Here is a 16,737-nt window from a genome sequence, read left to right on the forward strand (position 1 = left end):
CGATACTAGCGGAAGGCGCGCCGCGCCAGCATCATCCGCGCCACCGCCGTATAGAGGGTGACAGCGGCGAAGACATAGGCGATGAGCGCGAACCAGAGGGGAAAGAGGCAGGCGAGCGCGAAGGCGATCAGCGTCTCGCCCGCTTCCGCCAGCCCGGTGGTGAAGAAGAAGGACTTCTCGCCCCTTTCCGTCGTCCGCATGCCGCGTTTCTCTGCCAGTGCCGCATAGGCCAGGAAGCTCGCCCCGTTGACATAGAAGGCGAAGAGCAGAACCGCCCCGGCAGCGCCGTTGGCGGCGGGATCGTGGAGAACGAAGCCGAGCGGCACGGCGCCGTAGAAGGCAAAGTCGAAAACGATGTCGATATAGCCTCCGAAATCCGTGCTGCCGGCGCGGCGGGCCAGCGCGCCGTCCAGCCCGTCGCTCAACCGGCTTGCCAGGATAAGGGCGAGGGCGCTCCAGAAATGGCCGGCGGCAATCGCCAGCGCCGCGGCAAGCCCCGTCGCAAGACCGAAAACCGTCATGGCGTTTGCCGAAATGCCGGCGGCCTGCAGTCCCGCCGCAAGCCGGTCGAGGGATGGCTCAAGCCTGCGTTTGCCCCAGCCGTCGATCACCCGCTTTCTCCCTGCCGTCAGACATCCGCATTGACCTATAGCCTTGCTGGATACATATCAGCTGTCACAATGTCGTCAGACCCTTGCGAGGCGGCGCCTGAAGGGGAATGGACCCATGTATCGCGCTTTGACCCACGGCATAGAGGTGTGTGTCGAGCCCTTCTTCCTGCCCGAGCAGTCGGCCCCGGAGGAAAACCGCTATGTGTGGGCCTATCAGGTCACCATCGCCAACCGGTCCGGCCAGGCGGTGAAGCTTCTGTCGCGCTACTGGCGCATCACCGACGGGCTGGGACGCACCCAGGAGGTGCGGGGCGAGGGCGTGGTGGGAGAGCAGCCGGAGCTCAACCCCGGTGACAGCTACCAGTACACCTCGGGCTGCCCGCTGACGACATCCTCCGGCATCATGGTGGGCCGCTACACCATGCGCACGGCGCAGGGCGCCACCCTGGAGGTGGACATTCCTGCTTTCTCTCTCGACCTGCCGGGCGAGAAGGTTTCGCTGAATTGAGCATGGGGACAGGCAGGCCGCCCCGCCGCCATTTCAGAAGGCCAGCACCAGCGTTGCCGCCACCGCCATGGCCACGGACAGGCCGACGAGCACCATGAAGCTGCGCGGCCGGTCCAGAAACACGGCATAGCCGGAAAGCCAGGCAGCCGCAGAGGCGCCCAGCGCGAAGAAGAAGGCATCGCGCTGGCCATAGACCAGCGCCGCCCCCATCAGCCCGGCAATGATGAGCGCGCCGAAGGCGATGATGATGGCGACGGCGTAAGCGTCGTAGTTCTCGTTCATCGTCAGTCCTTCCAGGGGCGGCACGGCACCCCGCCTTGGCACCAGAATCTCCCGCCACCGCGGCACCTTAACGGGTTCTGGAGAAATGCACTATGTCCCCGGGGTCACAGTGGCGGGCAGGATGTGCCCGCCGGCGGGACGAGCCGGCTTGTTTGGCGCGACGATCCGCAATACACCGGAGAAGGGAGGGAGGAAGCGGATGCCGGAAAAATTTGCCTTTCGCATGAATCTCAATCCGGGCCAGGCTGCCGAATACAAGCGCCGGCACGACGAGATCTGGCCGGAACTGGCCGCCCTTCTGCGCGGCGCAGGCATTTCAGACTATTCCATCTGGCTCGACGAGGAAACCCATCATCTTTTCGCCATCCTGACGCGCGCCGACGACCACGGCATGGAGGCGCTGCCCGCCAACGCCGTGGTGCGCCGCTGGTGGGACGCGATGGCCGACATCATGGAGACCCTGCCCGACAACGCGCCGGTGCAGGTGCCTCTCGCAAAGATGTTTCACCTGCAATAGGCGGGCGGCGCAGGCGGCCGCTCTGACCGCGCCTCATCAACCGGAGGGAGGGCGACGTGAACAGGATCGACCTTGAAGGCCAGGTGGCCGTGGTAACAGGCGGCGCGCAGGGAATCGGCCTTGCCATCGCCAGGAGATTGATCGACTCGGGCGCGCGGGTGAGCCTGTGGGATGTGAATGCCGCGCTCCTTGCGGAAGCGGCCGGCATGCTGGGGCCTGCGGCATCGGCCAAGACGGTCGACATCACCGATCTGCCGGCGCTGGAGCGCGTTCACGCGGAGGTGGAGAAGGAGGTGGGGCCGATCTCCATCCTGGTGAACTCGGCCGGCATTGCCGGCTCCAACGCGCCGCTGGAGGAATACGATCCCGACGAATGGCGCCGCGTGGTGGAGATCAATCTGAACGGCACCTTCTATGTGAACAGGGTGGTGGTTCCCGCCATGAAGGCGCGCAATTACGGGCGCATCGTCAACATATCCTCGGTCGCCGGAAAGGAAGGCAATCCCAATCTCTCCGCCTATTCGGCGGCCAAGGCGGGGGTCATCGGGCTCACCAAGTCGCTGGGCAAGGAGCTTGCCGGCTACGACATCGCGGTCAACGCCATCACGCCGGCCACCGCCAGGACGCGGATCCTGGACACCCTCACCGAGGAGTTCATCCAGTACATGCTGTCGCGCATTCCGCGCGGTCGCTTTCTGGAGGTGGAGGAGGCCGCCGCCATGGTGGCCTGGCTGGTCTCGAAGGAGAACAGCTTCACCACCGCCTCGGTCTTCGATCTCTCCGGCGGCCGCACGACCTATTGAAGCGGAAGACCCCGTCGCCGGGCCGGATGGCGCTCAGCCGCCCGCCTTTCCGGCGATCGCGTATTTCTCGATCATGGCCTCCAGGCAGGCCACGGCGTCCGCCCCTTTGAGCGCGTTGTGCCAAAGCCGCGCCGCAATGTCCTCGTGCAGCGCCATGGCCTCGGATGCGGAGGTGATCAAGGCGACACCCAGTCGGACATTGGGCCGCTCGCCGAGCCGGAACGGGCTGATGGCGAGAATGGAGCGGTCCGCCTGGCGGAAGATCTGGAAGCTCGTCGCCGGCACGGGCTCGCGCACGATGCCGATCTGCACGCCGATGGGCTGCTCGCGCAGCATCGTCAGGATGTATTCGGCCTCGCCGCGCGCCATCCGCCTGCGGCGCTCGATCGTCTCCGCCGGCAGGTCATGGCGGCCCACCAGACCGTGCAGGAGAAACCGTTCGAGATCGGCAGAGGAAATGAGGCTGACGATCAGCGGGCGGCGGGCGCGGAAGGCTTCCTTCCGCGCCTTGAGAATCTCCATCAGCGCCTCGACGGCCTCCTCCGAGGCGCCGTCGGGATCGGCCCCTTCGGGGATCGATTCCTTCATCACCTCCCCCAGCACCGTGTCATAGGCGTCGGAGGTGAGAAGGTAGGAGACCGGGCTGAAGAGGCCGATGATCTGCTCGCAGGATTCTTCGAGCTGGCGCATGCGCTCGAAGAAGGCCGTCGCGGTGCTCACATATTCGACGCCGACACCCAGAAGGCTGGGCAGGGAGACGCCCAGCTCGTTGGCAATCGAGGTCAGCATCTCGATCTTGCGGATCTCGCCCTTTTCTGCACGATAGAGCGCGGCGCGGGAGATTCCGAGCTTCTGCGCCAGCGCGTCGGGCGTGAGGCCCTTGCCCAGACGGTAGGCGCGCAGCCGGGCGCCAATATCGCTGAAACGGATCGAGTCTTCTTGCGTCAAGGCAGATTCCCGTGACTTGCGAGGCTGTCGCCTTATCGGGCGGCGCGTGCCCATTTGTCAACGGACGGCTCAATTCTCGCCATCAAGATCAATTATTATACGAAAATCGAGAAAGTCTCATTTTTGAGAAAAATCGTTGACACGCTATTGTGTGCTGCTAGGCTGGGCCTTTCCGTGCCGATCCGTGCCAATAAGGAAAGAGGTGGAACGATGAACCATTCAATTCGCAAGCTGGCCGCAACGGCCGTTCTTGCCGCGGCCGGTGCCGCATTCGCATCCGGCGCCTGGGCGGCGGAGTTCGTGGCCAAGATCGGCCATCTGGAATCGACCCAGCAGTCCCGGCATGTCCATCTGGAAAAGGTGGCCGAGCTCGTGGCCGAGCGCACGGATGGCGCCGTGGAGTTCCAGATCTTTCCGCAGGGCCAGCTCGGCCAGCAGCGCGAGATGACGGAAGGCGTGCAGCTCGGCACGCTGGAGGCGACCGTCGCGCCGGCGGCTTTCCTCGGCGGCTTCAATCCCGCCATCTCCATCCTCGACATTCCCTTCCTGCTGCCCGAGGATGAGGAGAAGGCGCAGGCGCTGCGCGCCGGTGCCTTCGGCCAGGCGCTGTGCGATTCCTTCGACACGCGTGGCGTGGAGTGCCTGATGTTGTGGCCGAACGGCCGCAAGAACTTCACCTCCAGCAAGCCCATCGCCGGAATGGAGGATTTTTCGGGCCAGAAGTTCCGCGTCATGGATTCCAACATCCTGATCGAACAGTTCAACGCCCTGGGCGCCTCCGCCATCGCGCTGCCCTTCGGCGAGCTTTACACCTCGCTGCAGACCGGCGTGGTCGATGGTCAGGAAAACCCGCTCGACACCATCCGCGCGATGAAGTTCTACGAGGTCCAGGATCATCTGGTGCTCTCCAACCACGGCGCGATGGAGGACGTGATCCTCTTCAACACCGCTTTCTGGAACGGCCTGCCGGAGAACTATCAGACGATCATCGTCGACGCCTTCAGGGAGGTGATCCCCGATCTGATCGCCCACAAGCAGGCCGCCGTCGCCGCGTCGCTTGAGGAGATCAAGGCAGCCGGCGTCACGGTGCACGAGCTTTCCCCGGAGGAGAAGGCCGCCTTCCGGGAGGCCATGTATCCGGCCACCCGCGCCGCCTATGTCGAGCGGGCGGGCGCAGAGGGCGAGGAGCTGATCGCGCTCTACGAGCAGGAATACGCCAAGCTTTCCGAGTAAAGGCTGGGGGGCCTGCGGGCGCGGCCTTGGCCGCGCCCGCTCTTGCCCGTTCGCAACGGCGAAACGGCCCGTTGAAGGGCCCGTGGAGCAGCTGAATGCGCAATGTGCTTTCGATCCTGCGCACCGCGGAGCGGTCGGCGCTGGTGGTGATATTCCTGGCGATGGTGGGCCTCTACTTCGTCAATGTGGTGGTGCGCGCCACTGAAAGCCCGCTGGCCTCCGATCTCGCATGGATCGAGGAGGCCGTCAGGATCATGAACCTCTATCTGGTCTTCCTCGCCATCGGCTACGCGCTCGAGATCGGCCGTCATGTGGCGGTCGACACCTGGCGTGCGCGCATCGCCGCGGCCACGGGGCTGCCGCTCCGCCGCATCATCGACGCGGTGGGCCTGCTCTTCTCGCTCTATCTCGCATGGCTCGGCTGGAAGATGACGGGATTCGTCTTCGGCACCGGCCAGGAGAGCCCGACGCTCGGCATCCGCATGGGCTGGATCTATGTCGCGCCCACCATCGGCTTCGCGCTGCTTGCGCTGCGCTATCTGCTCGGTCTCCTGGGCCTCCTCGACCGCCAGCCGCCAGGGGAGGCGCAAGACGCATGATCCTGCTTCTCCTCATCGTCGCCGTCGCCGCTCTGCTGCTCGTCACGGGGTTCGAGATGTTTCTCGTGCTCGGCGTGCCGGCCCTCTTGATCAAGCAGATCTTCTACGGCACGCTGCCCGACCCCGTGGTGGTGCAGAAGGTGGTGGGCGGCATCAACCACTCGACCCTGCTTGCCATTCCCTTCTTCATCCTGGCGGCTGAGCTCATGGGCGAGGGGCAGATCGCCCGGCGGCTGACCGGCCTCGTCCAGTCGCTGCTCGGCCATCGCAAGGGCGGCGTGGGTTACACCATCATCGGCGGCTCCATGGCCTTCGGCTCCGTTTCCGGTTCCGCGCCCGCCACCGTGGCGGCCATGGGCCGGCTCGTGTTTCCCGAAATGCGCAAGGTGGGCTTCAGCGAGAAGTTCTCGCTCGGCCTCATCGCCTCCAGCGCCGAGACCGCGCTTCTCATTCCGCCGTCCATCACCTTCATCATCTATGGCTGGATGACGGGCACCTCCGTCGCGCGGCTTTTCGTGGCCGGCCTGGCGGCCGGGCTCGTGCTCGGCCTCGTCTTTGCCGTTCTGGTGGCCATCGAAGCGCGCCGCAGCGGCGTCTCGGCGGGCGAGCGCATCGGCTGGGCAGGGCGGCTCGCCGCCATCCGCCATGCCGGCTGGGCGCTTGGCATGCCGGTGATCATCCTGGGCGGCATCTATTCGGGGTTCTTCACGCCCACGGAGGCCGCCGCCGTCAGCGTCGTCTACGCCATTTTCGTGGAGGCCGTGGTCTTTCGCGAGCTCAGCCTCGGCAAGCTGTTCAGGGTAACCGAGCGCGCCGCCGTCTCCACCGCCATCATCTTCATCCTGCTGGCGCTTGGCGGCCTTCTGTCCTACTTCATCACGCTGGCCCAGGTGCCGAACCACATTCTGGGCTTCCTGTCGGCCGTCGATGCCGGGCCGGTGGTCTTCCTGCTGGTGGTGAACGTGGCCTTCCTGATTGCCGGCATGTTCATCGACCCGAACTCGGCGCTGCTCATCCTCGTGCCGCCGCTCTATCCCGTCGCCACCGCGCTCGGCGTCGATCCGGTTCATTTCGGCATGATCGTCACGCTCAACATCTCGGTGGGGATGATCACGCCGCCCTTCGGGCTCGACCTGTTCGTCGCCTCCTCCACGCTGGGCAGGCCGGTGATGACCATCATCTCCGGCATCTGGCCCTTCGTGCTCGCCAATCTGGTGGCGCTGGCGATCATCACCTATGTGCCCCCGATTTCCACCTTCCTGCCCGATCTGGTGTTCGGATGACCGACATGCTGACGCAGAACCCGCCCATGGCCTCCGGCCGGCCCCAGCCGACCGTCTTCGAGCGCGATCTGGCGGTGCGCGCCAACCAGCCGGTGAATGGCGAATACATGCGTCTCGTGGTGGAGGCGCCGCCGGAGATGCTGGCGCGCTGCCGGGCCGGGCAGTTCTTCCACCTGCTGTGCCCATCCGCCGGCACCGACCAGCCCTATCTGCGCCGACCGATGAGCATCTACGGCTTCTATCCGCAGGAAGGCACGTTGCACTTTCTCTACAAGGTCGCGGGCGCAGGCACGCGGGCGCTGTTCCATCTGGCGCCGGGAGACCGGCTCAACGTGTTGGGGCCGCTCGGCCGTGGCTTCCATATCGCCGAAGACTGGCAGAGGCTCGTACTCCTTGCCCGCGGTGTCGGTCTTGCCACCCTGGCGCCTCTGGCGCTGGAGGCGCATCGGCTCGGCCGGCATCTGACGGCGATCTGCAGCGCGCGCCGGCCCGACCTTCTGATGTCGGTCGACTATTTCCGCCATCTCGGCGCCGATGTCATCACGGTTACCGATGCCGAGGGCACCTCGGACGTGGCGCATCTCGAAAGCCTTCTGGAGGGCCTGATTGCCGGTGCGGGTGTGGACGCCTTCTACACATGCGGCTCCAACCGGCTGCTCGCCCTCCTGCAGCGCATGGGCAAGCGTCACGGCATCCCCGGCCAGATCGCGCTCGAGCAGCAGATGGCCTGCGGCCTCGGCATGTGCCATTGCTGCGTGCGCCCATTCCGCAAGGACGGGGCCACCGTGCAGCTGCGCGTGTGCCGCGAGGGGCCCGTCTTCGACATGCAGGAGGCGATGCCGTGGTAGATCTCTCGGTCGACATCGCGGGCCTCACGCTCAAGAACCCCGTCATGCCGGCCTCCGGCACCTTTTCGGAGGAGCTGGCGGAGGTCTTCGACATCGAGTGCCTCGGCGCGCATGTGACGAAAACCATCACCCGCGGCTTCCGCGATGGCAATCCGACGCCCCGCGTGTGCGAGGTCGGCGGCTCGATGCTCAATTCCATCGGCATCCCGAGCAAGGGTGTGGCCGCCTTCCTCGAGAAGGTCGTGCCCTTCTACCGGGACTATGAGACGCCCTTGGTGGTCTCGATTTCCGGCAACACGGCAGACGAGTTCGCCGCGCTGTGCGCGGAGGTCTCGGTCGAAGGCGTGGCCGCCATCGAGGTCAACATCTCCTGCCCCAACATCGAGGAGGACGGCAAGGCCTTCGCCATCCGCCCCTCCTCCACCTATGAGGTGATGCGCAAGCTGCGCCGGGCCACCCGCCTGCCCCTGTGGGCGAAGCTCACGCCCAATACGGGCGAGACGCCGGAGGTGGCACGGGCGGCCGAGGAAGGAGGCGCGGATGCGCTGGTGGTCGCCAACACACTGCTCGCGATGGCCATCGACATCCGCACCCGCCGGCCCAAGCTCGGCAACCTGATGGGCGGGCTTTCCGGCCCGTCGCTGAAGCCCATTGCCCTGCGCATGGCCTACCAGTGCGCCAAGGCAACCGGCATTCCGGTGATCGGCTGTGGCGGCATCGCCACTGCGGAGGATGTGGTGGAGTTCCTGATCGCCGGCGCCACTGCCGTGCAGGTTGGCACGGCCACCTTCATCAATCCCACGGCGATGCTCACCATCATCGCCGATTTGGAGCGCTATCTGGAGCGCGAGGGGATCGCCTCCGTGCGCGACCTCATCGGCACCGTGATCGACGGGGAGCAGAAGGCGGGTGTGGTCTTCATGGAGGCCGCGCCATGACGGCGGCCCGGCACATTGCCATGGACGAACGCGAGGAGGAACGGCGCCTCGCCGCCTTCCTGTTCGAGGAAGTGGCAAGGCTTTCGCCAGATGTCGAGGGCGTGAGCCGCCCCGCCTTCTCCGACGTGGAGACCAGAACGCTCTCCTTCCTCGGGGATTTCGCGCGCAGCCAGGGCCTCGAGGTCTGGTACGATGCCGGCCGCAACGCCAATTTCTGCCTGCCGGGCGCACGCCGGGCGGCGCGCTACATCCTCGTCGGCTCGCATGTGGACAGCGTGCCCTTCGGCGGCAATTTCGACGGGCTTGCCGGCGTCGTGACCGGCCTTCTCTGCCTGCTGCGGGCAAAAAGGCGGGGCATCCGCTTTCCCGTTCCTGTTCACGTGCTGGCCATGCGCGGCGAGGAAAGCGCCTGGTTCGGCCCCTGCTACATCGGTTCCAAGGCGCTAACCGGAACGCTGGGCGCGCAGGAGCTCAAGGCGAAGCACAAGGGCGACGGACGGTCGCTCGACGCCCATATGGCCGATGTCGGCGTCGACATGGACCGGGTACGCGCCGGCGTGCCCCTCATCGACCTGTCGGCGGTCGCTGCCTATGTGGAGCTGCACATCGAACAGGGGCCCCTTCTCATCGGCAAGGACATCCCGGCCGCCGTCGTTTCCGGCATTCGCGGCAACATTCGCCACCGTGCCGTGCGCTGCCTGGGCGAGGCCGGCCATTCCGGCGCCGTGCCGCGCGCGTTCCGCCGCGATCCCGTCCTTGCCATGGCCGATCTGCTGGTGCGCCTCGACGAAAGCTGGGCAACCATCCTTGCAAAGGGCGACGATCTGGTGTTGACCAGCGGCATCGTGGCCACGGATCCGGAGAAGCATGCCATGTCGCGCATACCCGATTCGGTCTCCTTCAGCCTCGATATCCGCAGCCAGAGCGCGAGGACGCTGGACGAGATGCGCGACCTTCTGCGTGCCGAGATGCGCCAGATCGAGCGCGACCGCAAGGTACGCTTCGAGCTGGACGAGGAAATGCGCGTCGAGCCGGCCTTGTGCGATTCCGTCCTTGTCGAGCGGCTGTTGCGGGCGATGGGCCGGTCGGGGCAGGAGCCCTTCGTGATGTCGAGCGGCGGTGGGCACGATGCCGCCGTCTTCGCGGGCGCAGGCGTTCCCTCCGCCATGGTGTTCGTGCGCAATCAGAACGGCTCGCACAACCCGCAGGAAGCGATGGAGCTTGCCGACTTCCTCGCCGCCACCGACATTGTTCACGAGTTCCTGACGGAAGCGCCATGAAGAAACTGACGATCAGAAGGCCGGACGACTGGCATCTCCACCTGCGCGACGGCGCGGTGCTCAAGGCCGTCCTGCCCTACACCGCAGCGCATTTCGGCCGCGCCATCGTAATGCCCAATCTGGTGCCGCCGGTGGTCACATGCGCCGATGCCGAGGCTTACCGCCGCCGCATCATGGCCGCCCTGCCCGAAGGCCTGGACTTTACGCCGCTGATGACGCTCTACCTCACCGAGGAGACGGACGCGGCGGATGTCGAGGCCGGGTTCCGCGATGGTCTGGTCACGGCCGTCAAGCTCTATCCGGCCGGCGCCACCACCAACTCGCAGAGCGGCGTGCGCGACATCGCCCGCGTCTACCCCGTGCTGGAGCGCATGGCGGAAATCGGCATGCCGCTGTGCGTGCATGGCGAGGTGACCGACCCGCGGATCGACATCTTCGACCGCGAGGCCGTCTTCATCGAGACGGTGCTGGACCCGCTGCGCCGCCGCATCCCCGGCCTGCGCGTGGTCATGGAGCATGTCACCACGCGGGAGGGGGTGGACTATGTCCGCGCCCAGGACGGGACCATGGGGGCGACGATCACCACCCACCACCTGATGATCAACCGCAATGCCATTCTGGCCGGCGGTATCCGCCCGCATTACTACTGTCTGCCGGTCGCCAAGCGCGAAGAGCACCGCCTTGCCCTGCGCAGGGCCGCCACATCGGGCGATGCCCGTTTCTTTCTCGGCACGGATTCAGCGCCCCATGTCGATCCGCTCAAGGAGTGCGCCTGTGGCTGCGCAGGCATCTTTTCCGCGCCCAACACGTTGTCCTGCCTGGCGCATGTCTTCGAGGAGGAAGGGGCGCTCGACCGCCTGGAGGCGTTCACATCGCTCAACGGGCCCGGCTTTTATCGCCTGCCGCCCAACGAGCAGCATGTTACGCTGGAGCGCCGCGACGCGCCCGTCGCGTTCCCCGCAAAGGTGGAGACGGGCGAGGGGACGGTGACGGTTTTCGATCCCATGACGCCGATCTTCTGGAGCGTCAGCATGCCGTGAGCCGCCCGCGGCCGGCGCATGGGGAGCGGTGTATTTCGGGCTATCGCGACAGGGTGTAAAGGAGAAGCAAATGTTCATCGAGCTCGCAAAGGGTCTCAACGAAAGGGGGGCCGGCGTGCGCGCCTATGATGCGTGCGCCCGCGCGGCGCGTGCCCGCATGGCAGGCGAGCCGGAAAATGCCGCCGCGCTTCTGCTCATTTCCTACGCCGCCCAGCTTTTCGTCGATGCCTATGACGACCAGCCGCTGAGCGTGGCTGCGGCGGGCGAGGAGTTCGAGCAGTTCAGCAAGATCGTGACCACGCTCGAGGACGCCTACGGGAGCGGCTCTGCCGAGGCGAAGGTGGACGCGCTCAACAGGGTGGCGGCCATGCTGGTTTCGGCGCGGAGGGGCTGAACGCCCTCCGCACGCGACACACCTGCCGCGCGGGAGAAGGCCGGAGGCCCTGTGGCCCCGGCCTGTTTCGATTCTGCGTTCCGGCCCTGCAAACCCGCGACGGAAGGATAAAAAAGGCGCCGCCGCGGCCGGCCCGTGCGCGCAGTCCGACAGCCGCTCCACACCTGTTGTTGACCGTTAGGCTCTTGGCATTCACCGCCACCTCGTGCAGTTGTTGGGGAGGAAGGAGATCGGATCGAGACGGGCCTCGGCCTCGTTTCCCGGTCTCCGGCAGGGTCGGACGACATGGCTTATCGGGTTCCGCCGCATCCCGGGGAGGGTGCCGTCATGAACGATGCCGCGGTGCAGGGGCAGCAATTCGCCTTTCTGCTGGTCGACAGGTTCTCGATGTTTTCGCTCGCCGCGGCGATCGACACCTTCCGCTCGGCCAATCGCCTGATGGGCCGCGATTTCTACCGCTGGACGACCGTCTCCGCGGATGGCGAGGCGGTGATGGCCTCCAACGGCCTGCCCATCAAGGTGGACCATGCGATCGGCGATGTGCCGCCCGTCGACATCCTGTTTGTGTGCGTCGGGCTGACGACGGAGTTCCCCGGAAAGAACAGGGTGCTGGCGGCGCTGCGCGCCTGGGGGCGCCAGGGCCGTGCGCTCGGCGCTCTGGCGGCCGGTTCCCTGCTTCTGGCGGAGGCAGGGCAGCTCGACGGTCATCGCTGCACGATCCACTGGGAGAATCGCGCCGGTTTCAGGGAGCGTTTTCCCGAGATCGAGTGCACCGGCAATGTCTACGAGATCGACCGTAAACGCTATACCTGCGCCGGGGTCTCCACCTCGATCGACCTGATGCTGGAGATCATCCGCGCCGATTTCGGCAGCAGCCTCGTCAATGAGGTTGCCAACCAGTTCCAGCACGAGCGGATTCGCTCTCCCGTTGACCGGCAGCGCGTCGGCCCCGAGCGCGACCTCGCCGGCAAGTCGGAGAAGCTGCAGAAGATCGTCGCTTTGATGGCGGAAAAGCTGGACGAGCCTCTGTCGGCGGCCGATCTGGCCAGGGCGGCGGGCCTTTCGGTGCGGCAGGTTGAGCGGCTTTTCCTGCGCCATCTGGGGCAGACGCCTGGCCGCTACTACATGCGGCTCAGGCTCGAGCGGGCGCGCCAGCTTCTGCGCCAGACGAACATGCCCATCCTGGACGTGGCCGTGGCAACAGGTTTTACCTCGCACTCCTATTTCGCCCAGAGCTACCGCCAACAGTTCGGCAGGCCGCCGAGCGACGAGCGGCGAACAACCTACTAGTGGGCTGACTTGTCGAGATAGATGGGTACCCATCTGTTGGGACCGCACCACTAGATTGTGTATAAGGCGACTATGGTTGTTGCGCGCAACCGATAATAAACGGCAGAAGAGCGCAATTTACGACTGTTGGCTTCTTGGCGGAAAGAGATGGAGGAGGGGACCTTGGACGTCGTTGTCGGCTTCTTCGGCCTGATAGAAGATTTGACGTGGGGCTGGGCTCTGGTCCCCCTTCTCGTGGTGTTCGGCGTGTTCATCACGGTGATGAGCGGCTTCGTCCAGTTCGAGTATTTCGGACGGATGTTCCGGGTTCTTTCATCGAAGAACCAGACCGCCGACCCCAACGCGGTGAGCGCGCGCGCCGCACTCCTCGTCTCCGTGGGCGGCCGCGTCGGCGGCGGAAACATTGCCGGCGTGGCGGTGGCGATCACGCTCGGCGGTCCCGGCGCCGTGTTCTGGATGTGGGCCACCGCCCTCATCGGCATGGCCACCAGCCTTGTCGAATGTTCCCTTGCCCAGCTCTTCAAGCGCTCGCAGGGCGACGGCACCTATCGCGGCGGACCGGCAAGCTATATCCTCCACGGGCTGGGCCGGCAGTATCGCTGGCTTGCGGTTCTCTATGCAGTCTGTCTGATCGCCGCCTTCGCGTTCGGTTTCAACGCGTTTCAGGGCAACACCTTTGCCGGGGCCGCAAAGGACAGCCTGGGCATCGACAGGATCTGGACGGCGCTTCCGCTGACAGTCATCGCGGGCTTCATCGTCTACGGCGGCATTCGCCGCATCGCCAAGGCGGCCGACGTGATCGTTCCGATCATGGCGCTCGGCTACCTCGGAATGACGATCGTCATCATCCTCATCAACATCACCGAGATACCGGGCGTTCTGTGGACCATTCTCGCCAATGCCTTCGGACTGGAGGAGGTGGTGGGCGGCGGCATGGGTGCGGCAATCGCCCAGGGCATGCGCCGCGGCCTGTTCTCCAACGAGGCGGGCCTGGGCTCGGCGCCCAATGTGGCGGCCACGGCCGATGTCCGCCATCCCATCAGCCAGGGCATCACCCAGTCGTTCTCTGTCTTCATCGACACGATCGTGATCTGCTCCTGCACCGCCTTCATCATTCTTCTGAGCGATGTCTATGTGCCGGGTGCGACGGACATAGACGGCGTCGTGCTCACCCAGCAATCGCTGGTCTCGCATGTGGGCGAATGGGCGCAGTATTTCCTGACCTTCGCGATCCTGCTCTTCACCTTCAGCTCGATCATGTACAACTACTATCTGGGCGAGAACGCGCTTGCGGTCATGACCACCAATCCCGTCTCCGTGCACGTGCTGCGGATTGCGGTGATGGCCATCGTGTTCCTGGGTGCCACGGCGCCGGGCGCCACGGCGGTGTTCTTCTTCTCCGATCCGCTGATGGGCCTGCTGGCGCTGGTGAATCTCATGGCGATCATCATGCTGTTCCCGATCGTCCTGCGCATCCTTGCCGACTTCCGGGAACAGTTGAAGCATGGTGTCGCGCGGCCGGTTCTGTCGCCCGAGAAGTTCCCCGACCTGGACATCGACCCCACGGCCTGGAAGCACGGCAAGTGATGCCGCGATGAAGGAAGGCCGCTTTCGGGCGGCTTTCCTTGGCTTGCCTCAGAAGATTGCGGCGCCTTCCTCGGCGCGCGAGACCAGCGCCCGGAACCCGGCAAAAAGCTCGCGTCCCATGCCGGTGTGCGAGGGGGCGAGGTCCACCGGGCGCGGGGTGCGCGCGGCCAGCTCCTCCGCGTCCACCTTGAGCTCCAGCGTGCCGGCCTCGGCGTCGAGGCGGATGATGTCGCCGTCCTCCACCTTGGCGATGGCACCGCCATCCGCCGCCTCGGGCGTCACGTGAATGGCGGCCGGCACCTTGCCGGACGCGCCGGACATGCGCCCGTCGGTGATGAGCGCCACGCGGTAGCCGCGGTCCTGCAGCACGCCCAGGGTCGGCGTCAGCTTGTGCAGCTCCGGCATGCCGTTGGCCTTCGGTCCCTGGTATCGGATGACGGCGATGAAATCGCGCTCCAGCGTGCCCGCCTTGAAGGCCGCCAGCAGCTCCTCCTGCGCGGAAAAGACGATGGCCGGCGCCTCCACCACGCGGTGCTCGGGCTTGACCGCCGAGGTCTTGATGATGGCCTGGCCGAGATTGCCCTTCAGCACGCGGATGCCGCCCGTCCGCTGGAACGCCTTGGCAACCGGCACCAGCACCTTTTCGTTGCCGCTCTGCCTGGGGGCCGGTTCCCGCGCCACGGTGCCGTCTTCGGCCAGCTTCGCCTCCACGGCATAGGACCTGAGGCCGGGGCCCCAGATGGTCTGCACATCCTCGTGCAGGAATCCGCCGTCCAGCAGCTCGCGCACCAGGAAGCCCATGCCGCCTGCGGCGTGGAAGTGGTTCACGTCGGCAAGCCCGTTCGGATAGACGCGCGCAAGCAGCGGAACATGTTCGGAGATATCGGCGATATCGGCCCAGGTCAGCTTGATCCCGGCCGCCGCCGCGATGGCGACGAGGTGCATGGTGTGGTTGGTCGAGCCGCCGGTGGCGTTGAGCCCCACCACGCCGTTGACGATGGCGCGTTCGTCGATCATGCGGCCGACGGGCGTGAACTCGTTGCCGAGCGCGGTGATGGCCAGCGCCCGCTTCGCGGCCTCCTTGGTGAGCGCCTCGCGCAGCGGCGTGTTGGGGTTGACGAAGGAGGAGCCCGGCGTGTGCAGGCCCATGATCTCCATCAACATCTGGTTGGAATTGGCCGTGCCGTAGAAGGTGCAGGTGCCCGGTCCGTGATAGGACTTGGCCTCCGCTTCCAGCAGCGCTTCACGGCCGACCTTGCCCTCCGCATAGAGCTGGCGCACCTTGGCCTTCTCGTCGTTGGGCAGGCCGCTGGTCATCGGCCCGGCGGGAATGAAGACCGCCGGCAGATGGCCGAAGCTCAGCGCTGCAATCATCAGCCCCGGCACGATCTTGTCGCAGATGCCGAGAAAGACGGCAGCATCGAACATGTTGTGCGACAGGCCGACCGCCGCGGCAAGCGCGATCACATCGCGCGAGAACAGCGAAAGCTCCATTCCCGGCTGGCCCTGGGTCACACCGTCGCACATGGCCGGCACGCCGCCGGCCACCTGCGCCACGCCGCCTGCCTCGTGCGCTGCCTTCTTGATGATCCCCGGATAGGGCTCGTAGGGCTGGTGCGCGGAGAGCATGTCGTTATAGGCGGTGATGATGCCCAGATTGGGCACCGAGTCGCCGGCAAGGGCGGCCTTGTCGCCCGGCGCGCAGGCGGCAAAGCCATGGGCCAGGTTGCCGCAGGACAGCACGGTGCGGTGCGGCCCCTTGGAGGCGGCGTGCTCCACGCGCGCCAGATAGGCTTCGCGGCTGGCGCGCGAGCGCTCGCGGATACGGGCTGTGACGGCTTCGATCTCTCGTCGTGCGGTCATGGCTTGCTGTCCTTTTTCGCGGCCCAGTAGATGTGGACGGGCTGGGCGGCATTCTCGATAACGGCGCGCACCGGCGGCATCGGTCCGTCCTTCGCCGCGAGTGCGGCTTCGAGCACCCTTTTCTTTTCCTCCCCCTCGATGTGCAGCACGATGTGGCGCGCCGGGCACAGAACCGGCATGGAAAGCGTCAGGCGCGGCTCCACGGCGCTCGGCGCATGGACGGGCAGGACGTGCCGCGGGCTCTGCGGGTCGAGCAGCGCGTCGAGGTTCCCCGCGTCAGGAAAGAACGACGCCGTGTGCCCATCGGTTCCCATGCCGAGCACCACGGCATCCAGCGGCTGCCGCAGCGTGGCGATCTCCTGCTCGGCCACCGCCGCCGCCGCCTCGACGTCGGCAGTGTCGTGATAGAGGCCCACGAAGGCGGCGCGCGCGGCCTCGTTCTGCAGCAGGTGCTGGGCGGCGAGCCGCGCGTTGGAGCGGTCGGAGGCGGGCGGGACGAAGCGCTCGTCCACCAGCGTCACCGTCACGCGCGCCCAGTCGATCTTCCGCTGCGACAACGCCTTGAAGAAGGGGGGCGGCGTGCTGCCGCCGGACACCGCAATCGTCGCCGCGCCGCGCGCGGCCACGGCCTTCTCAAGGCGTTCCGCCACGGCGTCGGCCAGCGTCTCCGCCAGCATCCGGCGTTCGGCGAATTCGTGCCAGACGGCCTTCAT

At 66.2% G+C, this 16,737-nt stretch carries 18 protein-coding genes; 13 read left to right on the forward strand and 5 right to left on the reverse strand.

Going from position 1 to position 16,737, the window contains the following annotated elements; genetic code table 11:
• Nucleotides 1–5: 5 nt before the first annotated feature.
• Nucleotides 6–611 (reverse strand): CDP-alcohol phosphatidyltransferase family protein, encoded by a 606-nt coding sequence (locus tag NYR58_RS07390; protein ID WP_261519838.1) that lies wholly within the window; start codon nt 609–611, stop codon nt 6–8.
• 115 nt (nt 612–726) lie between these two features.
• Here NYR58_RS07390 and apaG point away from each other — a divergent pair, with 115 nt between their 5' ends.
• Nucleotides 727–1,119 carry a Co2+/Mg2+ efflux protein ApaG gene (apaG, locus tag NYR58_RS07395; RefSeq protein ID WP_261519839.1) on the forward strand — a complete coding sequence of 131 codons (393 nt, stop codon included), beginning with the start codon at nt 727–729 and terminating at the stop codon, nt 1,117–1,119.
• 33 nt (nt 1,120–1,152) lie between these two features.
• Here the strand turns inward: apaG and NYR58_RS07400 are convergent, their stop codons facing one another.
• Entirely contained in the window at nt 1,153–1,443 is a 291-nt protein-coding gene (locus NYR58_RS07400) for a hypothetical protein (protein ID WP_261519840.1), read from the reverse strand.
• A gap of 157 nt (nt 1,444–1,600) precedes the next feature.
• Here NYR58_RS07400 and rhaM point away from each other — a divergent pair, with 157 nt between their 5' ends.
• Both rhaM and NYR58_RS07410 read left to right on the forward strand, forming a co-directional pair.
• The gene (gene rhaM / locus NYR58_RS07405; RefSeq protein WP_261519841.1) at nt 1,601–1,918 is read left to right on the forward strand and encodes an L-rhamnose mutarotase; all 318 of its coding nucleotides are present in this window, start codon (nt 1,601–1,603) and stop codon (nt 1,916–1,918) included.
• A 56-nt stretch (nt 1,919–1,974) separates the two neighbouring features.
• Nucleotides 1,975–2,721: an SDR family NAD(P)-dependent oxidoreductase gene (locus NYR58_RS07410; protein ID WP_261519842.1), complete on the forward strand. Its 747-nt coding sequence runs from the start codon at nt 1,975–1,977 to the stop codon at nt 2,719–2,721.
• A gap of 33 nt (nt 2,722–2,754) precedes the next feature.
• On the opposite strand, the gene NYR58_RS07415 is transcribed toward NYR58_RS07410, so the two are convergent.
• Nucleotides 2,755–3,669 (reverse strand): helix-turn-helix domain-containing protein, encoded by a 915-nt coding sequence (locus NYR58_RS07415; protein WP_261519843.1) that lies wholly within the window; start codon nt 3,667–3,669, stop codon nt 2,755–2,757.
• A gap of 210 nt (nt 3,670–3,879) precedes the next feature.
• Between NYR58_RS07415 and NYR58_RS07420 the strand changes: the two genes are divergently transcribed.
• From NYR58_RS07420 to NYR58_RS07465, 10 genes are all read left to right on the forward strand, one after another.
• A complete protein-coding gene (locus NYR58_RS07420) occupies nt 3,880–4,902 on the forward strand; it encodes a TRAP transporter substrate-binding protein (protein WP_261519844.1) in 1,023 nt (340 codons plus the stop codon).
• 95 nt (nt 4,903–4,997) lie between these two features.
• Nucleotides 4,998–5,501: a TRAP transporter small permease gene (locus tag NYR58_RS07425; RefSeq protein ID WP_261519845.1), complete on the forward strand. Its 504-nt coding sequence runs from the start codon at nt 4,998–5,000 to the stop codon at nt 5,499–5,501.
• On the forward strand, nt 5,498–6,784 hold the full coding sequence (locus tag NYR58_RS07430) for a TRAP transporter large permease (protein WP_261519846.1): 1,287 nt from the start codon (nt 5,498–5,500) through the stop codon (nt 6,782–6,784). Before NYR58_RS07425 ends, NYR58_RS07430 begins: the two co-directional genes overlap by 4 nt.
• 5 nt (nt 6,785–6,789) lie before the next feature.
• Complete coding sequence (locus NYR58_RS07435) at nt 6,790–7,632, forward strand: dihydroorotate dehydrogenase electron transfer subunit (protein WP_261519847.1); 843 nt, start codon at nt 6,790–6,792, stop codon at nt 7,630–7,632.
• On the forward strand, nt 7,626–8,570 hold the full coding sequence (locus NYR58_RS07440; protein WP_261519848.1) for a dihydroorotate dehydrogenase: 945 nt from the start codon (nt 7,626–7,628) through the stop codon (nt 8,568–8,570). The genes NYR58_RS07435 and NYR58_RS07440 overlap by 7 nt, the downstream gene beginning before the upstream one ends.
• Complete coding sequence (locus NYR58_RS07445) at nt 8,567–9,850, forward strand: Zn-dependent hydrolase (RefSeq protein WP_261519849.1); 1,284 nt, start codon at nt 8,567–8,569, stop codon at nt 9,848–9,850. Before NYR58_RS07440 ends, NYR58_RS07445 begins: the two co-directional genes overlap by 4 nt.
• Nucleotides 9,847–10,890 carry a dihydroorotase gene (gene pyrC, locus NYR58_RS07450; protein ID WP_261519850.1) on the forward strand — a complete coding sequence of 348 codons (1,044 nt, stop codon included), beginning with the start codon at nt 9,847–9,849 and terminating at the stop codon, nt 10,888–10,890. Before NYR58_RS07445 ends, pyrC begins: the two co-directional genes overlap by 4 nt.
• Before the next feature lie 70 nt (nt 10,891–10,960).
• Nucleotides 10,961–11,284: a hypothetical protein gene (locus tag NYR58_RS07455; RefSeq protein ID WP_261519851.1), complete on the forward strand. Its 324-nt coding sequence runs from the start codon at nt 10,961–10,963 to the stop codon at nt 11,282–11,284.
• Nucleotides 11,285–11,611: 327 nt separating this feature from the next.
• Nucleotides 11,612–12,574, forward strand: coding sequence for a GlxA family transcriptional regulator (locus tag NYR58_RS07460; protein ID WP_261519852.1), 963 nt, complete (start codon nt 11,612–11,614; stop codon nt 12,572–12,574).
• A 162-nt stretch (nt 12,575–12,736) separates the two neighbouring features.
• Nucleotides 12,737–14,161: an alanine/glycine:cation symporter family protein gene (locus NYR58_RS07465; protein ID WP_261519853.1), complete on the forward strand. Its 1,425-nt coding sequence runs from the start codon at nt 12,737–12,739 to the stop codon at nt 14,159–14,161.
• Nucleotides 14,162–14,209: 48 nt separating this feature from the next.
• Here NYR58_RS07465 and edd read toward each other — a convergent pair whose 3' ends face one another.
• Together edd and pgl are read right to left on the reverse strand one after the other, a co-directional pair.
• Complete coding sequence (gene edd / locus NYR58_RS07470) at nt 14,210–16,024, reverse strand: phosphogluconate dehydratase (RefSeq protein WP_261519854.1); 1,815 nt, start codon at nt 16,022–16,024, stop codon at nt 14,210–14,212.
• On the reverse strand, nt 16,021–16,737 hold the full coding sequence (gene pgl / locus NYR58_RS07475) for a 6-phosphogluconolactonase (RefSeq protein WP_261519855.1): 717 nt from the start codon (nt 16,735–16,737) through the stop codon (nt 16,021–16,023). The genes edd and pgl overlap by 4 nt, the downstream gene beginning before the upstream one ends.

Origin of the sequence: Chelativorans intermedius, assembly GCF_025398255.1 — a bacterium.
Classification (GTDB): Bacteria; Pseudomonadota; Alphaproteobacteria; order Rhizobiales; family Rhizobiaceae; genus Chelativorans; species Chelativorans intermedius.